This window comes from Pseudoxanthomonas japonensis (genome assembly GCF_043632995.1).
GTDB classification, from domain to species: Bacteria; Pseudomonadota; Gammaproteobacteria; order Xanthomonadales; family Xanthomonadaceae; genus Pseudoxanthomonas_A; species Pseudoxanthomonas_A japonensis.
This window is the reverse complement of record NZ_CP171632.1, coordinates 3,988,782-4,004,392: the sequence shown is the minus strand read 5'-3', so window position 1 is coordinate 4,004,392 and position 15,611 is coordinate 3,988,782. Positions and strand designations below refer to the sequence as shown.

The 15,611-nt window shown below is 68.6% G+C and carries 16 protein-coding genes; 5 read left to right on the top strand and 11 right to left on the bottom strand.

The window, feature by feature from the left end:
* Nucleotides 1-8: 8 nt before the first annotated feature.
* From ACGHX3_RS18800 to glyQ, 3 genes are all read right to left on the bottom strand, one after another.
* Complete coding sequence (locus ACGHX3_RS18800; protein ID WP_162338910.1) at nt 9-1,793, bottom strand: autotransporter assembly complex family protein; 1,785 nt, start codon at nt 1,791-1,793, stop codon at nt 9-11.
* 238 nt (nt 1,794-2,031) lie between these two features.
* A complete protein-coding gene (gene glyS / locus ACGHX3_RS18795; RefSeq protein ID WP_394695830.1) occupies nt 2,032-4,212 on the bottom strand; it encodes a glycine--tRNA ligase subunit beta in 2,181 nt (726 codons plus the stop codon).
* Between the two features lie 169 nt (nt 4,213-4,381).
* A complete protein-coding gene (gene glyQ / locus ACGHX3_RS18790) occupies nt 4,382-5,314 on the bottom strand; it encodes a glycine--tRNA ligase subunit alpha (protein WP_394695829.1) in 933 nt (310 codons plus the stop codon).
* Nucleotides 5,315-5,459: 145 nt separating this feature from the next.
* Between glyQ and ACGHX3_RS18785 the strand changes: the two genes are divergently transcribed.
* On the top strand, nt 5,460-6,137 hold the full coding sequence (locus tag ACGHX3_RS18785; RefSeq protein ID WP_238391320.1) for a glutamine amidotransferase: 678 nt from the start codon (nt 5,460-5,462) through the stop codon (nt 6,135-6,137).
* Nucleotides 6,138-6,170: 33 nt separating this feature from the next.
* Nucleotides 6,171-7,052 (top strand): BPSS1780 family membrane protein, encoded by an 882-nt coding sequence (locus tag ACGHX3_RS18780; RefSeq protein ID WP_394695828.1) that lies wholly within the window; start codon nt 6,171-6,173, stop codon nt 7,050-7,052.
* Between the two features lie 340 nt (nt 7,053-7,392).
* Here the strand turns inward: ACGHX3_RS18780 and tatC are convergent, their stop codons facing one another.
* The 4 genes from tatC to ACGHX3_RS18760 form a co-directional block, all read right to left on the bottom strand.
* Nucleotides 7,393-8,151, bottom strand: coding sequence for a twin-arginine translocase subunit TatC (gene tatC / locus ACGHX3_RS18775; protein WP_313928521.1), 759 nt, complete (start codon nt 8,149-8,151; stop codon nt 7,393-7,395).
* A complete protein-coding gene (gene tatB, locus ACGHX3_RS18770; RefSeq protein ID WP_394695827.1) occupies nt 8,148-8,663 on the bottom strand; it encodes a Sec-independent protein translocase protein TatB in 516 nt (171 codons plus the stop codon). Before tatB ends, tatC begins: the two co-directional genes overlap by 4 nt.
* A gap of 24 nt (nt 8,664-8,687) precedes the next feature.
* Complete coding sequence (tatA, locus tag ACGHX3_RS18765) at nt 8,688-8,909, bottom strand: Sec-independent protein translocase subunit TatA (RefSeq protein ID WP_162338917.1); 222 nt, start codon at nt 8,907-8,909, stop codon at nt 8,688-8,690.
* Between the two features lie 81 nt (nt 8,910-8,990).
* On the bottom strand, nt 8,991-9,848 hold the full coding sequence (locus ACGHX3_RS18760) for a lipid-binding SYLF domain-containing protein (protein WP_162338918.1): 858 nt from the start codon (nt 9,846-9,848) through the stop codon (nt 8,991-8,993).
* 149 nt (nt 9,849-9,997) lie between these two features.
* On the opposite strand from ACGHX3_RS18760, the gene hemH reads away from it, so the two are divergent.
* Nucleotides 9,998-10,963: a ferrochelatase gene (gene hemH / locus ACGHX3_RS18755; RefSeq protein WP_394695826.1), complete on the top strand. Its 966-nt coding sequence runs from the start codon at nt 9,998-10,000 to the stop codon at nt 10,961-10,963.
* On the top strand, nt 10,960-11,805 hold the full coding sequence (locus tag ACGHX3_RS18750; protein WP_394695825.1) for an alpha/beta fold hydrolase: 846 nt from the start codon (nt 10,960-10,962) through the stop codon (nt 11,803-11,805). The genes hemH and ACGHX3_RS18750 overlap by 4 nt, the downstream gene beginning before the upstream one ends.
* Here the strand turns inward: ACGHX3_RS18750 and ACGHX3_RS18745 are convergent.
* The 4 genes from ACGHX3_RS18745 to ttcA form a co-directional block, all read right to left on the bottom strand.
* Nucleotides 11,785-12,405, bottom strand: coding sequence for a hypothetical protein (locus tag ACGHX3_RS18745; protein ID WP_313928526.1), 621 nt, complete (start codon nt 12,403-12,405; stop codon nt 11,785-11,787). The two genes, ACGHX3_RS18750 and ACGHX3_RS18745, sit on opposite strands and share 21 nt — an antisense overlap.
* Before the next feature lie 136 nt (nt 12,406-12,541).
* Nucleotides 12,542-13,330: a M48 family metallopeptidase gene (locus tag ACGHX3_RS18740; RefSeq protein ID WP_394695824.1), complete on the bottom strand. Its 789-nt coding sequence runs from the start codon at nt 13,328-13,330 to the stop codon at nt 12,542-12,544.
* Between the two features lie 40 nt (nt 13,331-13,370).
* Nucleotides 13,371-14,273: a recombination-associated protein RdgC gene (locus ACGHX3_RS18735; protein WP_394695823.1), complete on the bottom strand. Its 903-nt coding sequence runs from the start codon at nt 14,271-14,273 to the stop codon at nt 13,371-13,373.
* A gap of 150 nt (nt 14,274-14,423) precedes the next feature.
* Entirely contained in the window at nt 14,424-15,335 is a 912-nt protein-coding gene (gene ttcA / locus ACGHX3_RS18730) for a tRNA 2-thiocytidine(32) synthetase TtcA (RefSeq protein ID WP_394695822.1), read from the bottom strand.
* Between ttcA and ACGHX3_RS18725 the strand changes: the two genes are divergently transcribed.
* Nucleotides 15,334-15,600 carry a YdcH family protein gene (locus ACGHX3_RS18725; protein WP_202924203.1) on the top strand — a complete coding sequence of 89 codons (267 nt, stop codon included), beginning with the start codon at nt 15,334-15,336 and terminating at the stop codon, nt 15,598-15,600. The genes ttcA and ACGHX3_RS18725 overlap by 2 nt on opposite strands.
* Nucleotides 15,601-15,611: the final 11 nt, after the last annotated feature.

Here is a 15,611-nt window from a genome sequence, read left to right as displayed (position 1 = left end):
GTACTTCCTCACAGATCCGTCCCGATGTTGAGGTAGATCTGGAAGCTGGAGTCCGGATCGTTGAGGCCGTGCGCCACGTCCAGGCGTACCGGTCCGACCGGCGAACGCCAGCGGAAGCCCACGCCCACGCCGGTGCTCAGGTCCGGGCGTGTGCCGTCGAAGGCGCTGCCGGTATCGACGAACACCGCGCCGCCGTATGGACCGCCCTTCGGATAGAACTCGTACTCGACGCTGCTGGTCAGCACGTTCTTCGCGCCCAGCGCGTAGTCGCCGCGGCGCGGGCCGACCTCGCGCCACGCATAACCGCGGATGCTGCGGTCGCCGCCGGCGAAGAAGCGCAGCGACGGCGGCATCGCCACCAGCGAACTGGTGAAGGTGTGGCCGTATTCGCCGCGCACGATCAGCGCGCTGTTCGTCTTGTAGCGCTGCGACCAGCGTGCGCGCATGTGGAACTGCAGGAAGTTGGCATCGGAGCCCGCGCCATCCACGCCGCCGCGCAGCAGGATGGAACCGGCCAGCTGGTCGGGACGGTTCGAGCCCACCGGCGAGTTGGTGTAGTCGGCGCGCAGCGAGGGGTAGGTGAACGTGGCGTACTCGACGGTAGTGTCGGGCAGGCCGGTCAGCGGATCGTCCTCGACGTAGCGCCAGCGCTCGCGCAGCGCGTGGATCGACGCCACCGCCGTCCAGTCCTCGCTCACCTGGCCGCTGCGGCTGCCGGTGAATTCGACATGGCGCAGGTCGATGTAGTCGGTCTGCTCGTCGCTGGCCTGCACGCCGACGGTGTACCAGCCGTCCAGCCACTTGAACGCGGGAATACGGTACTGCGTGACCAGCGTCTTGCGCTTCTGCGCGTAGTCCAGGAACGTGGACAGCTTGTGCCCGCGCGAGTTGACGTAGCGGCGGTCCAGGCCCAGGCGGATACCGGGGCCGCTCTCGGTGCCGTACGCCAGGCCGGCGGTGTAGATGTCGCGCTTGGCCAGTTCCAGGTTCACGTCGATCGGCACGCGGCCGTCGACCGCCTTGTCGGGGTTGGCCTGGATGTCGATGCTGGAAAAATAGTCCAGGCCCGACAGCGATTCGCGCAGGCGGTCCAGCTTGCCCTGGTGGAAGTAGCTGCCTTCTTCCCAGTACACCAGCTTCTCCAGCAGGCCCGGGTCGAACTTGTCCTGGTGGAAGGTGGTGGCGCCCATGTCGTAGCGGATGCCGCTGACCCAGCCCAGCGCGATGTCGGCGGCGTGGTCGGCACGCGTGACCTCGACGCGGCGATGGGTGAAGTCGGCATCGAAGTAACCGCGGTCGGCCAGGCGCCGCACGATGGCCAGCTTGCTCGCTTCGTACGTGGTGTGGTCGAAGACGTCGCCGACGTTCGGCGCGAACGCTGCCAGGTCCTCCTTCAGGTAGCGGTCGTCGCCACCTTCGCCCTCGATGGACAGGTCGCGCCGCCGCACGCGCACCGGCTCGCCCAGTTGCACGCGCACGGTGACGGTCAGGCGTTCGTCTTCAGCGCTTTCAGTGCGAGGCGCGTCGAGGGTGACGGTGGGCGAGTAGTAGCCGAACGGCTCCAGCGCCTCGCGCGCCTCGGCCACGGCCTCGCCGAGCAGGTACTCCAGCCGCGACTCGCCGAGCCGCTTGCCCAGCGAGTCGTTCAGCGACAGCGCGGCGTTGATGTTTTCGATCATCAACTCGTCGTCCAGACCTTCGACCTGCACCTTGTCGACGATGGCGGCAGCCCAGGCCGGAGCCGTGGCGGCGAGCAGGACGACGAAGGTGGCGAGGCGGGGGAATCGACGCATGCGCGCAGGATACCCGGTGCGGGTTAAGCGGGGTGAAGGGTGGGCGCCATCAAGCGGAACATCGTTCACGCAAACATGTCGTCACCGCGATCTGCTCCTTCCCCCGCATGCGGGGGAAGGCTGGGATGGGGGCGAAAGCGATATGACACGGACGATGGTGATGCGAGCGGTCCACACATCGCGCTTTCCCCCACCCCAGCCCTCCCCCGCAAGCGGAGGGGGGCGCAATGCGAGGACGTCAGCCCGACAGATGCTCGATCGCCGCCACCGCCCGAAAGCGGTCGGCCAGGCGCTTGAGCAGCGCAAGGCGGTTGGCGCGCACGGCCGGGTCGTCGGCGTTGACCATCACGCCGTCGAAGAACGCGTCGACCTGCGGGCGCAGGCGGGCGAGGTGGTTCAGCACGGTCACGTAGTCGTGGTGGTGCAGGGCTTCGTCGGTCTCGCCGAGCACGGCTTCCACCGCTTCGGCCAGCGCGCTTTCGGCCGGGTCGGTCAGCAGCGCGCGGTCGATCGCGTGCGGGATGTCGATGTCGGCCTTCTTCAGGATGTTGCCGATGCGCTTGTTGGCGGCGGCCAGCGCGTCGGCTTCCGGCAGCGTGGCGAAGGTGCCGATGGCGTCCAGTCGCGTGTCGAAGTCGTACAGCGAGGCGGGCTTCAGTTCGGCGACGGCGTTGAAGTGTGCGGCGGGCACGCCCTTGTCGGCGTAGTAGCTGCGCAGGCGGTCGAGGATGAAGTCGTAGATTTCATGTCCAGCGACCTCGTCAAGCTTGATTGCATCCTTCCTGTGCTGCTGAATGTTGAGTTGAAGCGACGGCTTGGCGGGCACATTAGGTCCGACGGACGTGCTGCCTCCGCTCGTTATGGTTACCGATTGTTTAGCGATTCCATTCAGTGCTTTGTCGAGCAATGAATTTAAGTTGAGATCAAACCCACTCTCGATTACCGTCCTTGCCAACCCCAACGCATTGCGACGCAGCGCAAACGGATCCTTGTTGCCCGTGGGCTTCAAACCCGCGGCAAAGCCACCCGCCAGCGTGTCGAGCCGTTCCGCAATCGCCAGCACCTTGCCCAGCGGCGACAGTGCGATGTCGTCGCCGGCGAAGCGTGGCTGGTAAGCCTCGTCGATGGCCAGCGCGATCTCCTTCGGCTCACCGGCGGCGAGGGCGTAGTGACGGCCGGCGATGCCCTGCAGTTCCGGGAACTCGTTGACCATGCGCGACTGCAGGTCGTTCTTCGCCAGTTCGGCGGCGCGACGCGCCTGTGCCGGGTCGGCACCGACCTGCGCAGCGATGGTTTCCGCCAGTGCGGCCACACGCGCCACCTTGTCGGCGACGCTGCCCAGCTTGGCCTGGTAGGTGACGGTCTTCAGGCCATCGCCCATCGACGTCAGGCCCTGCTTCAGGTCCTCGTCGAAGAAGAACTTCGCATCGCTGAAGCGCGGACGGATCACGCGCTCGTAGCCCTTGCGCACTTCGTCGACGTTCTGCGACTCGATGTTGGCGATGCCGATGAAATGCTCAGTCAGCTTGCCGCCGTCGCTGAGCACCGGGAAGAACTTCTGGTTGATCTCCATGGTCTCGATCAGCGCTTCCTGCGGCACGGCCAGGAACGCGGATTCGAAACTGCACAGCACCGCCGCCGGCCATTCGGTCAGGCAGACCACCTGTTCCAGGTTGTCGTCGGTGATGCGTGCGCTGCCACCCGCCTGCTCGGCCGCCCTGTGCACTTCCGCCGCTATCCGTGCGCGGCGCGCGTCGGGATCGACCAGCACCTTCGCGCCTTCCAGGGCGATGACGTAGTCGTCGGGGCTATTGATCCATACCGCCTTGTCGTGTTCGAAGCGGTGGCCGCGGCTCATGCGGTCGGACGTCACGCCCAGCACATCGGCCGGCACCACATCGTTGCCGAGCAGCAGCACCAGCCAGTGCACCGGCCGCGCGAAAGCGTAATCGTGGTCGCCCCAGCGCATCGGCTTGGGAATCGGCATGCCGGCCAGCGCCTCGCGCACGATGTCGGCCAGCAGGTCGGCGGTCTTCGCGCCGGGCTTCACCGCGCGGTGGACGAAACGCTCGCCCTTGCCGTCGGTGGTGCGCTCCAGCTGCGTCCAGTCGATGCCGGCCTTCGCCGCGAAGCCTTCCAGCGCCTTGGTCGGCGCGCCATTCGCGTCCAGCGCGATGTTGAGGTACGGGCCGAGCACTTCGGACTTCTGCTCCGGCTGTTCCACGTCGACTGCCGGCAACAGCACCGCCAGGCGCCGCGGCGTGTACAGCGGCTTGGCGTCGCCGCGTTCGTAGCCGATGCCGCGCTTCTCCAGCGCCGCGATCACGCCATCGAAGAAGGCCTGCGCCAGGCCCGGCAGCGCCTTGACCGGCAGCTCTTCGGTACCCAGTTCGACCAGCAGGGATTTTTGTTCGCTCATGTGCATGCAACCTTGAGTTGTTCCCTTCTCCCTGCGGGAGAAGGTGCCCGAAGGGCGGATGAGGGTGCGGTGGAGTCCGTGGCGGTGAACCATCCGGATTCCGCCGGACCCTCTCCCCAACCCCTCTCTCCCACAGGGACTTCCTGCGGTCGCCGAGGGGAGAGGGGCTTCAAGCGGGTTCTTTCTTCAGTCCGGGAAAGCCCAGCTTCTCCCGCTGCGCGTAGTACGCCTCGGCCACTGCCTGCGCCAGCTTGCGCACGCGCAGGATGTAGCGTTGGCGCTCGGTGACGGAGATCGCGCGGCGCGCGTCCAGCAGGTTGAAGCTGTGGCTGGCCTTGGTGACCTGCTCGTACGCGGGCAGGGGCAGGCCGGCTTCCACGAGTTTGAAAGCTTCCGTTTCGTACGCGTCGAAGCGCTTGAACAGTTCTTCGACGTTGGCGTGTTCGAAGTTGTACGTGCTCTGCTCGACTTCGTTCTGGTGGTACACGTCGCCGTAGGTCACCACGCCCTGCGGACCGACCGTCCAGACGAGGTCGTAGACGTTGTCGACGTTCTGCAGGTACATGCAGAGGCGCTCGAGGCCGTAGGTGATCTCGCCCAGCACCGGGCGGCATTCCAGGCCGCCGGCCTGCTGGAAGTAGGTGAACTGGGTGACTTCCATGCCGTTCAACCAGACTTCCCAACCCAGGCCCCAGGCGCCGAGGGTCGGCGATTCCCAGTTGTCCTCGACGAAGCGCAGGTCGTGCACGCGAGGATCGATGCCCAGCGCCTTCAACGAGCCCAGATAGAGTTCCTGGATGTTGTCGGGGTTCGGCTTCATCACCACCTGGTACTGGTAGTAGCGCTGCAGGCGGTTGGGGTTTTCGCCGTAGCGGCCGTCGGTGGGGCGGCGGCTGGGCTGCACGTAGGCGGCATTCCACGGCTCGGGACCGAGGGCGCGCAGGAAGGTGGCGGGGTGGAAGGTGCCGGCGCCCACTTCGAGATCCAGCGGCTGGATCAGCACGCAGCCCTGCTCGGCCCAGTACTGGTTCAGGGTCTGGATCAGGGCCTGGAAACTGAGGCCCTGGAAGGTGGTTACCGGTGAAATGGTTTGTCCGGCCATCGCGTTATCGTGCACTGCGGAAAAGCGGGCTAGTATACGGGCAAGCCCTTGTCCTTCCGCCGCTTTTCGCCCGTTCGCCGCCGTCGTGGATACTTCCGTGAAAGCCCCCTTCCTCATCGTCGAAACCGGACAGCCGGTGCAGTCGATGCGGCGTTATGGCGGCTTCCCGCACTGGATCCGCGTGGCCGCCGGGCTGGAGGCGGACGAGACCGTGGTGGCGAACGTCGAACGCGGCGATGCGCTTCCTTCGCGCGAGGGGTTCGCCGGCGTCATCGTCAGCGGCTCCGCCGCGATGGTCACCGACCGCGCCGACTGGAGCGAGCGCAGCGCCGACTGGCTGCGCGACGCCGCCCACGAAGGCCTGCCGCTGCTGGGCATCTGCTACGGCCACCAGCTGCTGGCGCATGCGCTGGGCGGCGAAGTCGCCTACAACCCGGCCGGCCGCGAATCCGGCACCGTCCACATCGACCTGCACCCGCATGCGCAGGACGATCCGCTGTTCTCGGCGCTGCCGCTGAAGTTCACCGCGCATGCCACCCACGTGCAGACCGTGGCGCGGCCACCGGAAGGCGCCACCGTGCTGGCACGGTCGGAGCAGGACGACTGCCACGCGTTCCGCTGGCGCGATCGCGCCTGGGGCGTGCAGTTCCACCCCGAATTCGCCACCCACCACATGCGCGGTTACGTGCACGCGCGTGCCGACCACCTGCGCAGCGAGGGCCGCTGCCCGGGCACCATCGCCCGCAGCGTGACGGCGGCGCCGCAAGCCCGCAAACTATTGCGGCGGTTCGTCCGCCATGCGCGTGGCCTGCACGCGCGCTGAGCCTTCCTGCTGTACTTCTCCCAGAGAACCCCGATGTCGACGATCAACAAGGTGCCGGCCAGTGCCGGCGCAGAATGGCTGCTGGCGGGCTTCGCCCTGCTGAAGCGCGCACCGGTGCCGCTGGCGACGCTGGCGGTGCTGTGGGGCCTGCTGTCGATGGTCGTGGCGCTGGTGGCGGTGACGCTGCCGGCGATGACGCTGGCCATGCAGTTCCTGCTGGTGCTGGCCGGGCCGCTGTTCTTCGCGGGCATGCTGTGGGCCGTGCGCGAGGTGGACCAGGGTCGCGCGGCGCAGCCATCGCACCTGTTGCAGCCGGTCCGCGACGGCCATGCGCCGGCACTGTTGGCCACGCTGCTGCCGCAGCTGCTGGCTGCGCTGGTGATGGGCGCACTGCTGTTCGTGCTCGTCGGCACCGAACAGCTGCAGCACCTGGCCGATGTCTACCAGAAGATGCAGACCATCGCCGCTGCCGGTGGCCAGCCGGATCCTTCACTGGTCGAAGGCCTGCCTGCCGGCCGCCTGCTGCTGTGGCTGTTGCTGGTGACCGTCGTCTTCGTGGCGGTGAAGTGGATGACGTTCATCGCGTCGCCGCAGATCCTGTTCTCCGGCACGCACGTCATGGACGCCATGCGCAACAGCCTGCGCGCCTGCGTGCACAACTGGACCGCGATGCTGGTGTTCTACCTGCTGGCCGGCATCGCCATCTTCGCCGTGGGCATGGGCACGCTGCTGGTCGCCTCGATCCTGGCGCTGGTCGTGGGCGGCGCCATTGCCATGGGCCTGTGGCAGTTCACCCTGATGGCGCTGGTCATGCCGGTGCTGGCGGGCGCGGCGTATGCGGCGTGGCGGCAGATGCTGGGCGAGGCGTCGGCTGCGCCGGGTGGCTCTGTGGCGCCGACCCGGATCGAAGTCTGAGCGTCGGGCAGGGCAGACGGTGGGCCGAGGCCCACCTTACCAAGCGGGTCGTTCCTTCTGTTTGAGCGTGCCAGCCGAGACCGGCGCGGGCGCCGCATTCCGTAGAGTCGAGCTTGCTCGACTGAGCCGCGACCAAGGTCGGCCGCAGAGCAGCGGAGCAAGCTCCGCTCCACGGCAGGCGATCATCTGCGGTCGAGGCGTTCATGGTTTGCTGAGTCGCGCGACGACGGCTTGGGCGTCACGAGCGGTGGGCGAAGGCCTGCGCGGTGAGGCGATTGCGCGGCTGGCGCGCGATGGTTGGCCGTCCGGGCGCGCTGCGGCGCGTTCGGCGCACGATCGCTCAGGCGTTGTCGGCGCGCGCGCGCGGCTTGAGCCATCCCGCCGCGACGATGCCCAGTTCGTACAGCAGGCACATCGGGATGGCGAGCATCAGCTGCGACACCACGTCGGGCGGGGTGATCAGCGCGGCGATGACGAACACCCCGACGATGGCATAGCCGCGGCCCTCGCGCAGCTGCTGCGGCGTGACCCAGCCCAGCAACACCATGATCACCAGCGCCACCGGCAATTCGAAGCTCACGCCGAAGGCCAGGAAGATCACCATCACGAAGTCCAGGTACTTCGCCGGGTCCGGCGCCAGCGTCACGATGTCCGGCGTGAACACCGTGAGTGCATGGAACACACTGGGCAGCACCAGGAAGTAGGCGAACGCGCATCCCGCGTAGAACAGCAGGATGGCCGACACCAGCAGCGGCATCGCCAGCCGCTTCTCGTGCTTGTACAGGCCGGGTGCGACGAAGCTCCACGCCTGGAACAGCAGCCACGGCGAAGACAGGAACAGCGCCAGGAAGAACGCCAGCTTGATCGGCGCGAAGAATCCGGAGGTCGGATCGCTGGCGATCATCTGCGTGGCCTGGCCCGCGGGCAGCTGGGAAATCAGCGGCTGGGCAAGGCGGTCGTAGAGCTGGCGCACGAACGGCAGCAGCGCGAGCAGGATGATGCCGGTACCGGCCAGCCCGCGCATCAGCCGCGTGCGCAGCTCCAGCAGATGCTCCATCAGGCTGCTTTCGGCTTCCTGTTCCGGGGATGCGCGGTTCATCGTGCGTCCTTCGGCGGGAACAGGTCGGCGGTCGTGCCGGCCTCGGGCGCTGGCGTCGCGTCCTGCGGCGCATCGCCGTGCGCGTCGGTGGTCGAGGCGAGACGACCTTCGTCTTCCGTCACGGGATCAGCGGACTCCGGTGCGGGATCCGCCGCCGGTGGTTTCGCCAGTGCGGGAGGCGTGATGGCGGATTCCACGTCGTCGCGCAGCGCCTTCGCGTCGTCGCGCGTGGCCTGCCGCAGGTCCTCGAACTGGCGTTCGGTCTCGCGCGTGCTGTCGCGGATGCGCTGCTCGGTGTCGCGCAAGGCATCCTGGGCGTCCTTGAGGTTGCGCTTGAGTTCCTCGGAGGCGAGTTCGCGTTCCAGTTCGTCCTTCACCGAATACCACTGCGCGCGCGCGCGGCGTACCCACAGGCCGGCGAAGCGCGCCGCCTTGGGCAGGCGTTCGGGACCCAGCACGATCAGCGCGACGACCGCGATGACCAGCAGTTCACTGAAACCGATATCGAACATGGACGCGGACGCGATGCCGCGCGATCAGTTGGCGTCGCGGTCGCGCTCTTTGGCGGCGCTGGACTCATCGGTGCGCGACTGGTCGTTCAGCTGGCCAGCCGGCGCGTCGTCGTCCTTCATGCCCTTCTTGAAGCCCTTGACCGCCTCGCCCAGGTCCTGGCCGGCGTTGCGCAGGCGCTTGGTGCCGAAGACGAGCAACACGACCACCAGCACGATGATCCAATGCCAGATGCTCAAACCGCCCATGGTGTGCTCGCAGGAAAGTTGGGGCGCTCAGGATAGCGCAGGCGGACCGCCGGGATGGCGATCCACCGCCCATTACTTCCGTCAGGGTGTGCTGTCGAGCGGCTCGGTACGCACTTCGCCGTCCTGCACCGGCTCGAATCCCTGGGTCTGCGTGGGGGCCGGGGCTTCGACCACCACCGGCGCGACGGCCGGTGCCGGCGCGCGAGCCTGGGTGTGCGCGCCGCCGGTGCCCCGATTGCCGCGGGCGAGCTCGGTGACCTCTTCCAGTTCGTCGCGGAATCCGACCACCGCGCTCGACGGTTGGCCCGCACGACTCTCGAAAATCGCGCGCGGGGTGGCGGCGCTGCCGTAGACGGCGGTGTTCGCATCGTCGTCGATCTGCAGCACGGCACCGTCGAGCGCCACCCCGGCGAACAGGCCGCGCGCGCGCGACCACGACCAGATCTCCGCCTTCAGCTGGCCATCGGTGGACGCGCTGGCATTGCGGCCGACCGGGCCGGCCGCCACGCCGGCATCGGCGCCGAGGGTGAACTTGCCGTTGACGATGGAGTCGAGCGAGCGGTCGTTGCGGAACACCAGCACCACGTCGGACGACTGCACGCCGGCCTGGAAGCCGATGCTGCCGCCGGTGAGCTTGATGAAGACCGGCTGCGACCAGCTGCCGTCCGGATTCTTCACCGACATCAGGCCGTGGCCGCGACGGCCGCCGATCACCAGGCCGGCCTTCAGCGTATCGGGGATGACGACGATCGCCCGGCCTTCGTCCAGCAGCTTGTCGGGGATGCCGTTCTCGGGAATGCGCTGGATCTCGTTGAGCACGCGCACCGCGTTGGTGGCGCGCTCGTCCTCCTTCGGACCCGCGATGGCCTGGCCGGCGAACAGGGCGGCGGCCAGCGCGAGCGCGGTGGGCGGCAGCAGGCGACGGGAGGTGCGGTTCATGACGGCTCCATGGGGGGAATTGGCAGCGACACGCTGCAGCCGCCCGAAAGTAGGCGGGGTCGGATGAATCGGTGCTGACAGCAGGCGCCTATCGCGATCATGGATCGGATCGATTCGGCGCGCCGCAGGCGCTCTGACACAATACACGCATGCCTGACACGCCTCCCCCCGCTCTGCTTGTCGTCAACCTCGGCACGCCCGACGCGCCCACCCCGCGCGCGGTCCGCCGCTACCTGGCCGAATTCCTGCACGACCATCGCGTGGTGCAGCTGACGCGATGGCTGTGGTGCCCGCTGCTGCACTTCGTCATCCTGCCGCTGCGTGGACCGAAGGCGGCGGCCAAGTACGCCAGCATCTGGCTGCCCGACGGCTCGCCGCTCGCGGTGCATACGCGCCGGTTGGCCGCCGCCATGCAGGCACGGCTGCCGGACTGGCGCGTGCTCGACGCGATGCGCTACGGCCAACCGGCGCTGGCCGCGCGGCTGCGCGCGCTGCGGGCGGAGGGCATCCGAAGCGTGGTGGTGCTGCCGCTTTATCCGCAGTACTCCACCACGACCACCGAGTCGGTACGCGACGTGGTGCGGCGCGAGGCCGCCGGGCTCGAGGTGCAGTTCATCGAGCAGTACGCGACGGATCCGCAGTGGGTCGCGGCGGTCGTGGCCTCGGTCCGGCAATGGCGGGAACGCCACGAACCCGGCGAACACCTGCTGTTCTCGTACCACGGCCTGCCGCAGCGGCTGGCGCGCAACGGCGATCCGTATCCACAGCAGTGCGAGGCCAGCACGCGCGCCATCGTGCAGGCGCTGGGCCTGCGCGACTACGAATGGACGCTGACCTACCAGTCCCGCTTCGGCAAGGAGCGCTGGCTCGAGCCGGCCACCGACGCCACGCTGCAGGCGCTCGCCGTGCGCGGCGTGAAGCGGGTCGACGTGGTCTGCCCGGGTTTCGCGGTGGACTGCCTGGAGACGCTCGAAGAGATCGCCATGCAGAACGCCGAGCTTTTCCATGAGGCCGGCGGTGGCGAACTGCGGTACGTGCCCTGCCTCAACGACGATGCCCTGCACGCCGATGCATTGGCGGCGCTGGCGCGGCGGGTGGCGGGCGCCGGCGCATGACCCTGCGCGAGTTCGAGGTGGACATTCCGCTGGGGCGGATCGCCGGATTGCGGACGGACCACGGCGGTGCGCGCGTGCTCGCCTTGCACGGCTGGCTCGACAACGCGGCGAGCTTCGTGCCCTTGGCCGCCCATCTGCCGGGCGTGCAGCTGGTGGCGCCCGACCTGCCGGGCCATGGCCGCAGCGCGCATCTTGCGCCCGGCGCCGAGTACACCAGCGGGGTGGCGGTCAATGCGGTACTCGACATCGCCGATGCGCTGGGCTGGGACACGTTCTCGCTGCTCGGCCATTCGATGGGCGCCGGCATCGCCAGCCTGATGGCGGCGGCAGTACCGCAGCGCGTGCGGCGGCTGGTGGTGATCGAAGCGCTCGGCGGCCTGGCGGAAACCGTCGAGCGCACCGCCGATCGCTGGCGCGAGGCGATCGCGGCCGCGCGTGCGCTGCCCGGGAAGCCGCTGCGCGTGTTCGCCGATCTCGCCGCGCCGGTGCGCGCCCGCATGCTGGCCAACCAGTTGAGCGAGCCGGCGGCGCGGCTGCTGGTGGAGCGCGGCGTGCGGCCGCTGGAAGGCGGCTTCGTCTGGAGCAGCGATCAGCGGCTGACACTGCCCACGCCGCAACGGCTCGACGAGGCGCAGCTGTCGGCCCTGGTGGCCGGCATCACCTGTCCCACCACGGTGGTCTACGCCGATCCGCCGCAGCCCTACTTTCCCGAACCGCTGCGCTCGCAGCGTGCCGCGCGCCTGCCTGACGGCAGGCTGCATGTCATCGCCGGCACCCACCACCTGCACATGGAAGATCCCGCCGGCGTCGCCGCGGTGGTCTCAGGCTTCCTGGCGTCCTGATCCGCCGCGCTTGGCGGCATGGAAGTCCATGGCCAGCGCCACGTCGCCCTTCCGGATGGGCGCGCTGCTCCGCCACCAGGCGGTGGTGACCGCGTCCAGCTCGCCGTCCTGCTGCGCCAGGCGGCGCAGGAGTGCGATGTCTTCCGCACTGGCCAGTTGTTCGTTGGGCAGGTAGTAGTGCTCCAGCGGTGCGCGCGCCGCGGCCGGTGTCCGTGTCAGGCGGGCGATGAGTCCCGCAGCCGCCAGTCCCGACAGGATGTAGCCGGCGAGCAGCACGGGAATGGAATCGTGCGTGCTGCCGAGCCACGCCACGCTGGCGGCGGCGGGCAACAGCAGGGCGAGCAGTTTCCCGAGGCGGTCGAAGCGCTGGATGCGGCTGGCATCACGGCGTCGTTCGCGGGCGCGTGCGCCGGCTTCCTCGACCGACAGGCTCTTGCGGCTCATCAGCGCGCGGCGCGCGTTGAGGCTGGTCGCCGTTTCGCTGGCCGGGAGGTTGTACAGCGAGAACTCCCGCGAGGCGTTGCCGGCGCCGGGCGCGCGCGGAAGGGGCGCGACATTGGACGGGAAGGGCGTAGGTGGCGTGGGCGGACGCTGGGTCATGGCGGACAGGCGACGGAAGGAAGGGGCCGGCCGGCGGCCCGGCGCTCCCTGCTGGCCCGCCGGATCCGGCTTGCCCCTCAATTCGTGACGCGTGTCTCATTCAGGACATGGGCGGCGTGCGCTGCCCACCGGCGCCCTAGGGGGCGTTGAGGAGCCGGTGCAGCCGGGCTTTCAGCCGGCGTCCCTCGGCGTGGAACCACGCCCGCTCATCGCGCCAGGTGGGGAAGCGGATTTCGACCTCCCGCCAGAAGGCCGGCGAATGGTTGGCCTGCAGCAGGTGGCAGAGTTCATGGACCAGCACGTACTCGAACGCCGATGGTCGGCCCAGCACCAGCGCCAGGTCCAGCGTCAGCGTGCCGTCGGGCGCCAGCGAGCCCCATTGCGAGGACATCACCTTCAGGCGGATCTGGCGTGGCGCGCGGGGCAGGCCGGCGAGGTAGCCCGGCAGCCATCGTCCGATGTCGGCGCGCGCCTCGGCTTCGTAGAACGCGCGCAACGTCCGCCGCAGGGTGACGTCGCTGACGCGGGCAGGCAGGTGGACGTGGATGCCGTCATCCAGCCGCTCGATGCGGGCGAAGCGGCCTTCGTGCCACCGCAGGGGAACGTCCTCGCCGCGCAACGGCAGGTGGGTCGTCTCCCCCGGGACGAACGCGGGCGCATCGTCGTCCGGCGCGTGGCGCGCGAGCTGCTCGGCCAGCCATCCGCGATGCTGGTGCAGGAAGCGATCGCCCGACACCAGGCTGGCGCGCCACGGCAGCGTCAGCCGTGCGCCACGCTCGTCGATGCTGAGCTTCAAGCGCTTCGCCCGCGGATCGCGGACGCGCTGGATGTCGATCGTGCGACCGTCCTCCAGCTGCATCGTCACCGTGTCGCGCTCGACGCTGCGGGGCGTGCGGGTGATCAGGCGCTGGAGCAGGGACGGCATGGGGCGATGGTAGCGGATGGGCCGCCGTGGCCGCGTGCGCTCAGTCGGCCTTGCTGAGCTTGAGCGCGTGTTCCAGCACCAGGAACAGCCGCTTCAGCTCGCCCGCCATCAGCGCGAAGCGCGCATCCAGTTCGGCGCGCAGGTCGTCGTGCTCGGTGTTTTCCAACTGGTCGACCGCGCCGTCGAGGAACTTCAGCTTGCGCACGATCAGGTCCTCGCCGAGGACGAACGACACGTGGTCGTCCAGCACCAGCGCCAGTTTGGTGACCTGCTTGCCGGCCTCCAGGTGCTTGGCGATCTCGTCGCTCTGCAGCTCCTGGTTCTGGCACTTCACCACCGCGCCGCCTTCCATCGCGTCCTTCAGCTCGCATTCCTCGCCCAGCGACAGGCCTTCCGGCAGCGGCTCGCCGGCGATCCAGCCGGTCAGCACGTTGCGCGGCGCCACTTCGGCGTTGAGCGGCAGCGCCGGGAAGCTGCCGAGCGCGCGGCGCACTTCCGACACCACGTTCTCGCCGGTCTTGCGCGAGGACGCATCGACGGCGATGAAGCCCAGCTCCAGGTCGATCAGCGCATCGGTGCGCGACGGCTTCACGAACGCGCGCGGCAGCAGTTCGTGCAGCAGGTCGTCCTTCAGCCGCTTGCGGGTCTTGCCGCCGGGCTTGCGCCCTTCCTTCGCCTCGATCTCCAGCAGCTTCTTCTGCAGCAGGTCGTTGACCACGGCGCCGGGCAGGATCTTGTCCTCGCCGCCCACGCTCAGCCAGATGGCGTCGTTGATACGGTGGGACAGGGCCTCTTCGCCACGGCCGAACGGCGAGATGAAGCCGCGCGAGGACAGTTCCAGCGGACCGACGGGCTTGAGCGCGGCCTCGGGGAGGAGTTCATCGAGCTGGGAGAAATCGAGCGAGGTGGGGAAGCGGAACAGGGTCAGGTTGCGGAAGAACATGAAAGGACCGGGTTGGGAAGGGGTGGTTCGTGTTTGCTCGTCATTCCCGCGAAGGCGGGAACCCAGTGCCTTTCACGGGCGCCTGGGAATCTGTCGAACGTCGCTGGGTTCCCGCCTTCGCGGGAATGACGACGTTGGGTAAACGTGCGGTCAAGCGTCGTCGTCGGCCATCGCGTGCGGCTCGCCGGCCAGCCAGGCATGGGCGTTGGGCAATGCCGCGCCGTCGCGATGGCCCAGCGAGAGGAAATCGAACAGGTTCGGGTCGGAAAGCTGCGAGGGCCGGATGTCGCCCAGTGCGCGCGCGATGGTCTCGATGCGGCCGGGCGTCTCGCGTTCCCACGCATCCATCATCTTCTTGACCTGCTTGCGCTGCAGGTTCTCCTGGCTGCCGCACAGGTTGCAGGGAATGATGGGGAAGCCCTTGGCCTCGGCGTATTCGGCGATGTCGTCCTCGCGCACGTAGGCGAGCGGGCGGATCACCACGTGCTTGCCGTTGTCCGACAGCAGCTTGGGCGGCATGCCCGACAGCTTGGCGTGGAAGAACATGTTCAGGAAGAACGTCGCCACCAGGTCGTCCCGGTGGTGTCCCAGCGCGATCTTGGTGAAGCCGTTCTCTTCGGCGTAGCTGTACAGCGAGCCGCGGCGCAGGCGCGAGCACAGCGAGCACATCGTCTTGCCTTCCGGGATCACCCGGCTGACCACCGAATAGGTGTCCTGCTCGATGATGTGGAACGGCACGCCGACGCGTTCCAGGTACTCCGGCAGCACGTGCCCGGGAAACCCGGGCTGTTTCTGGTCCAGGTTCACCGCCACCAGCTCGAAGCGGACCGGCGCCTTCTTCTGCAGCTGCAGCAGGATGTCCAGCATCGTGTAGCTGTCCTTGCCGCCGGACAGGCACACCATCACCTTGTCGCCCTCCTCGATCATGCCGAAATCGGCGATCGCCTGGCCGACCTGGCGCCGCAGGCGCTTGGCCAGCTTGCCCTGCTCATGCGCGACACGGCGGGGGTCGACCGCCGGGCGGCGCAGGACGGGGTCGGGCAGGGGCAGGACGGTGCTCATGGCGCCATTGTACCGGGGTGCGGTGACGCCCTCGCCGCCGGCGGTGTACGCTCGCGGCGTGGACATCGACAACCCCGCCGACATCGCCGAGAAGATCGCCGCGCTCCGGGTGGAGCACCGCGACCTGGACGAAGCCATCGTGCGGCTGGTCGACGACGCGGACGCCGACGAGGTCGCGATCAAGCGCCTGAAGAAGCGCAAGCTGTGGCTGAAGGACTGCATCGCGCGGCTCGAGAGCGCGCAGATCCCGGACGAGCCCGCCTGATGGCAGGGAAA

Coding starts and splice junctions, on each gene's coding strand:
- tatB (WP_394695827.1), bottom strand. CDS start 8,663: ATGTTCGATATCGGTTTCAGTGAACTGCTGGTCATCGCGGTCGTCGCG.
- ACGHX3_RS18800 (WP_162338910.1), bottom strand. CDS start 1,793: ATGCGTCGATTCCCCCGCCTCGCCACCTTCGTCGTCCTGCTCGCCGCC.
- ACGHX3_RS18760 (WP_162338918.1), bottom strand. CDS start 9,848: ATGAACCGCACCTCCCGTCGCCTGCTGCCGCCCACCGCGCTCGCGCTG.
- glyQ (WP_394695829.1), bottom strand. CDS start 5,314: ATGGCCGGACAAACCATTTCACCGGTAACCACCTTCCAGGGCCTCAGT.
- glyS (WP_394695830.1), bottom strand. CDS start 4,212: ATGAGCGAACAAAAATCCCTGCTGGTCGAACTGGGTACCGAAGAGCTG.
- ACGHX3_RS18750 (WP_394695825.1), top strand. CDS start 10,960: ATGACCCTGCGCGAGTTCGAGGTGGACATTCCGCTGGGGCGGATCGCC.
- ACGHX3_RS18745 (WP_313928526.1), bottom strand. CDS start 12,405: ATGACCCAGCGTCCGCCCACGCCACCTACGCCCTTCCCGTCCAATGTC.
- ACGHX3_RS18785 (WP_238391320.1), top strand. CDS start 5,460: ATGCGGCGTTATGGCGGCTTCCCGCACTGGATCCGCGTGGCCGCCGGG.
- hemH (WP_394695826.1), top strand. CDS start 9,998: ATGCCTGACACGCCTCCCCCCGCTCTGCTTGTCGTCAACCTCGGCACG.
- ACGHX3_RS18735 (WP_394695823.1), bottom strand. CDS start 14,273: ATGTTCTTCCGCAACCTGACCCTGTTCCGCTTCCCCACCTCGCTCGAT.
- ACGHX3_RS18780 (WP_394695828.1), top strand. CDS start 6,171: ATGTCGACGATCAACAAGGTGCCGGCCAGTGCCGGCGCAGAATGGCTG.
- tatC (WP_313928521.1), bottom strand. CDS start 8,151: ATGAACCGCGCATCCCCGGAACAGGAAGCCGAAAGCAGCCTGATGGAG.
- tatA (WP_162338917.1), bottom strand. CDS start 8,909: ATGGGCGGTTTGAGCATCTGGCATTGGATCATCGTGCTGGTGGTCGTG.
- ACGHX3_RS18740 (WP_394695824.1), bottom strand. CDS start 13,330: ATGCCGTCCCTGCTCCAGCGCCTGATCACCCGCACGCCCCGCAGCGTC.
- ACGHX3_RS18725 (WP_202924203.1), top strand. CDS start 15,334: ATGGCGCCATTGTACCGGGGTGCGGTGACGCCCTCGCCGCCGGCGGTG.
- ttcA (WP_394695822.1), bottom strand. CDS start 15,335: ATGAGCACCGTCCTGCCCCTGCCCGACCCCGTCCTGCGCCGCCCGGCG.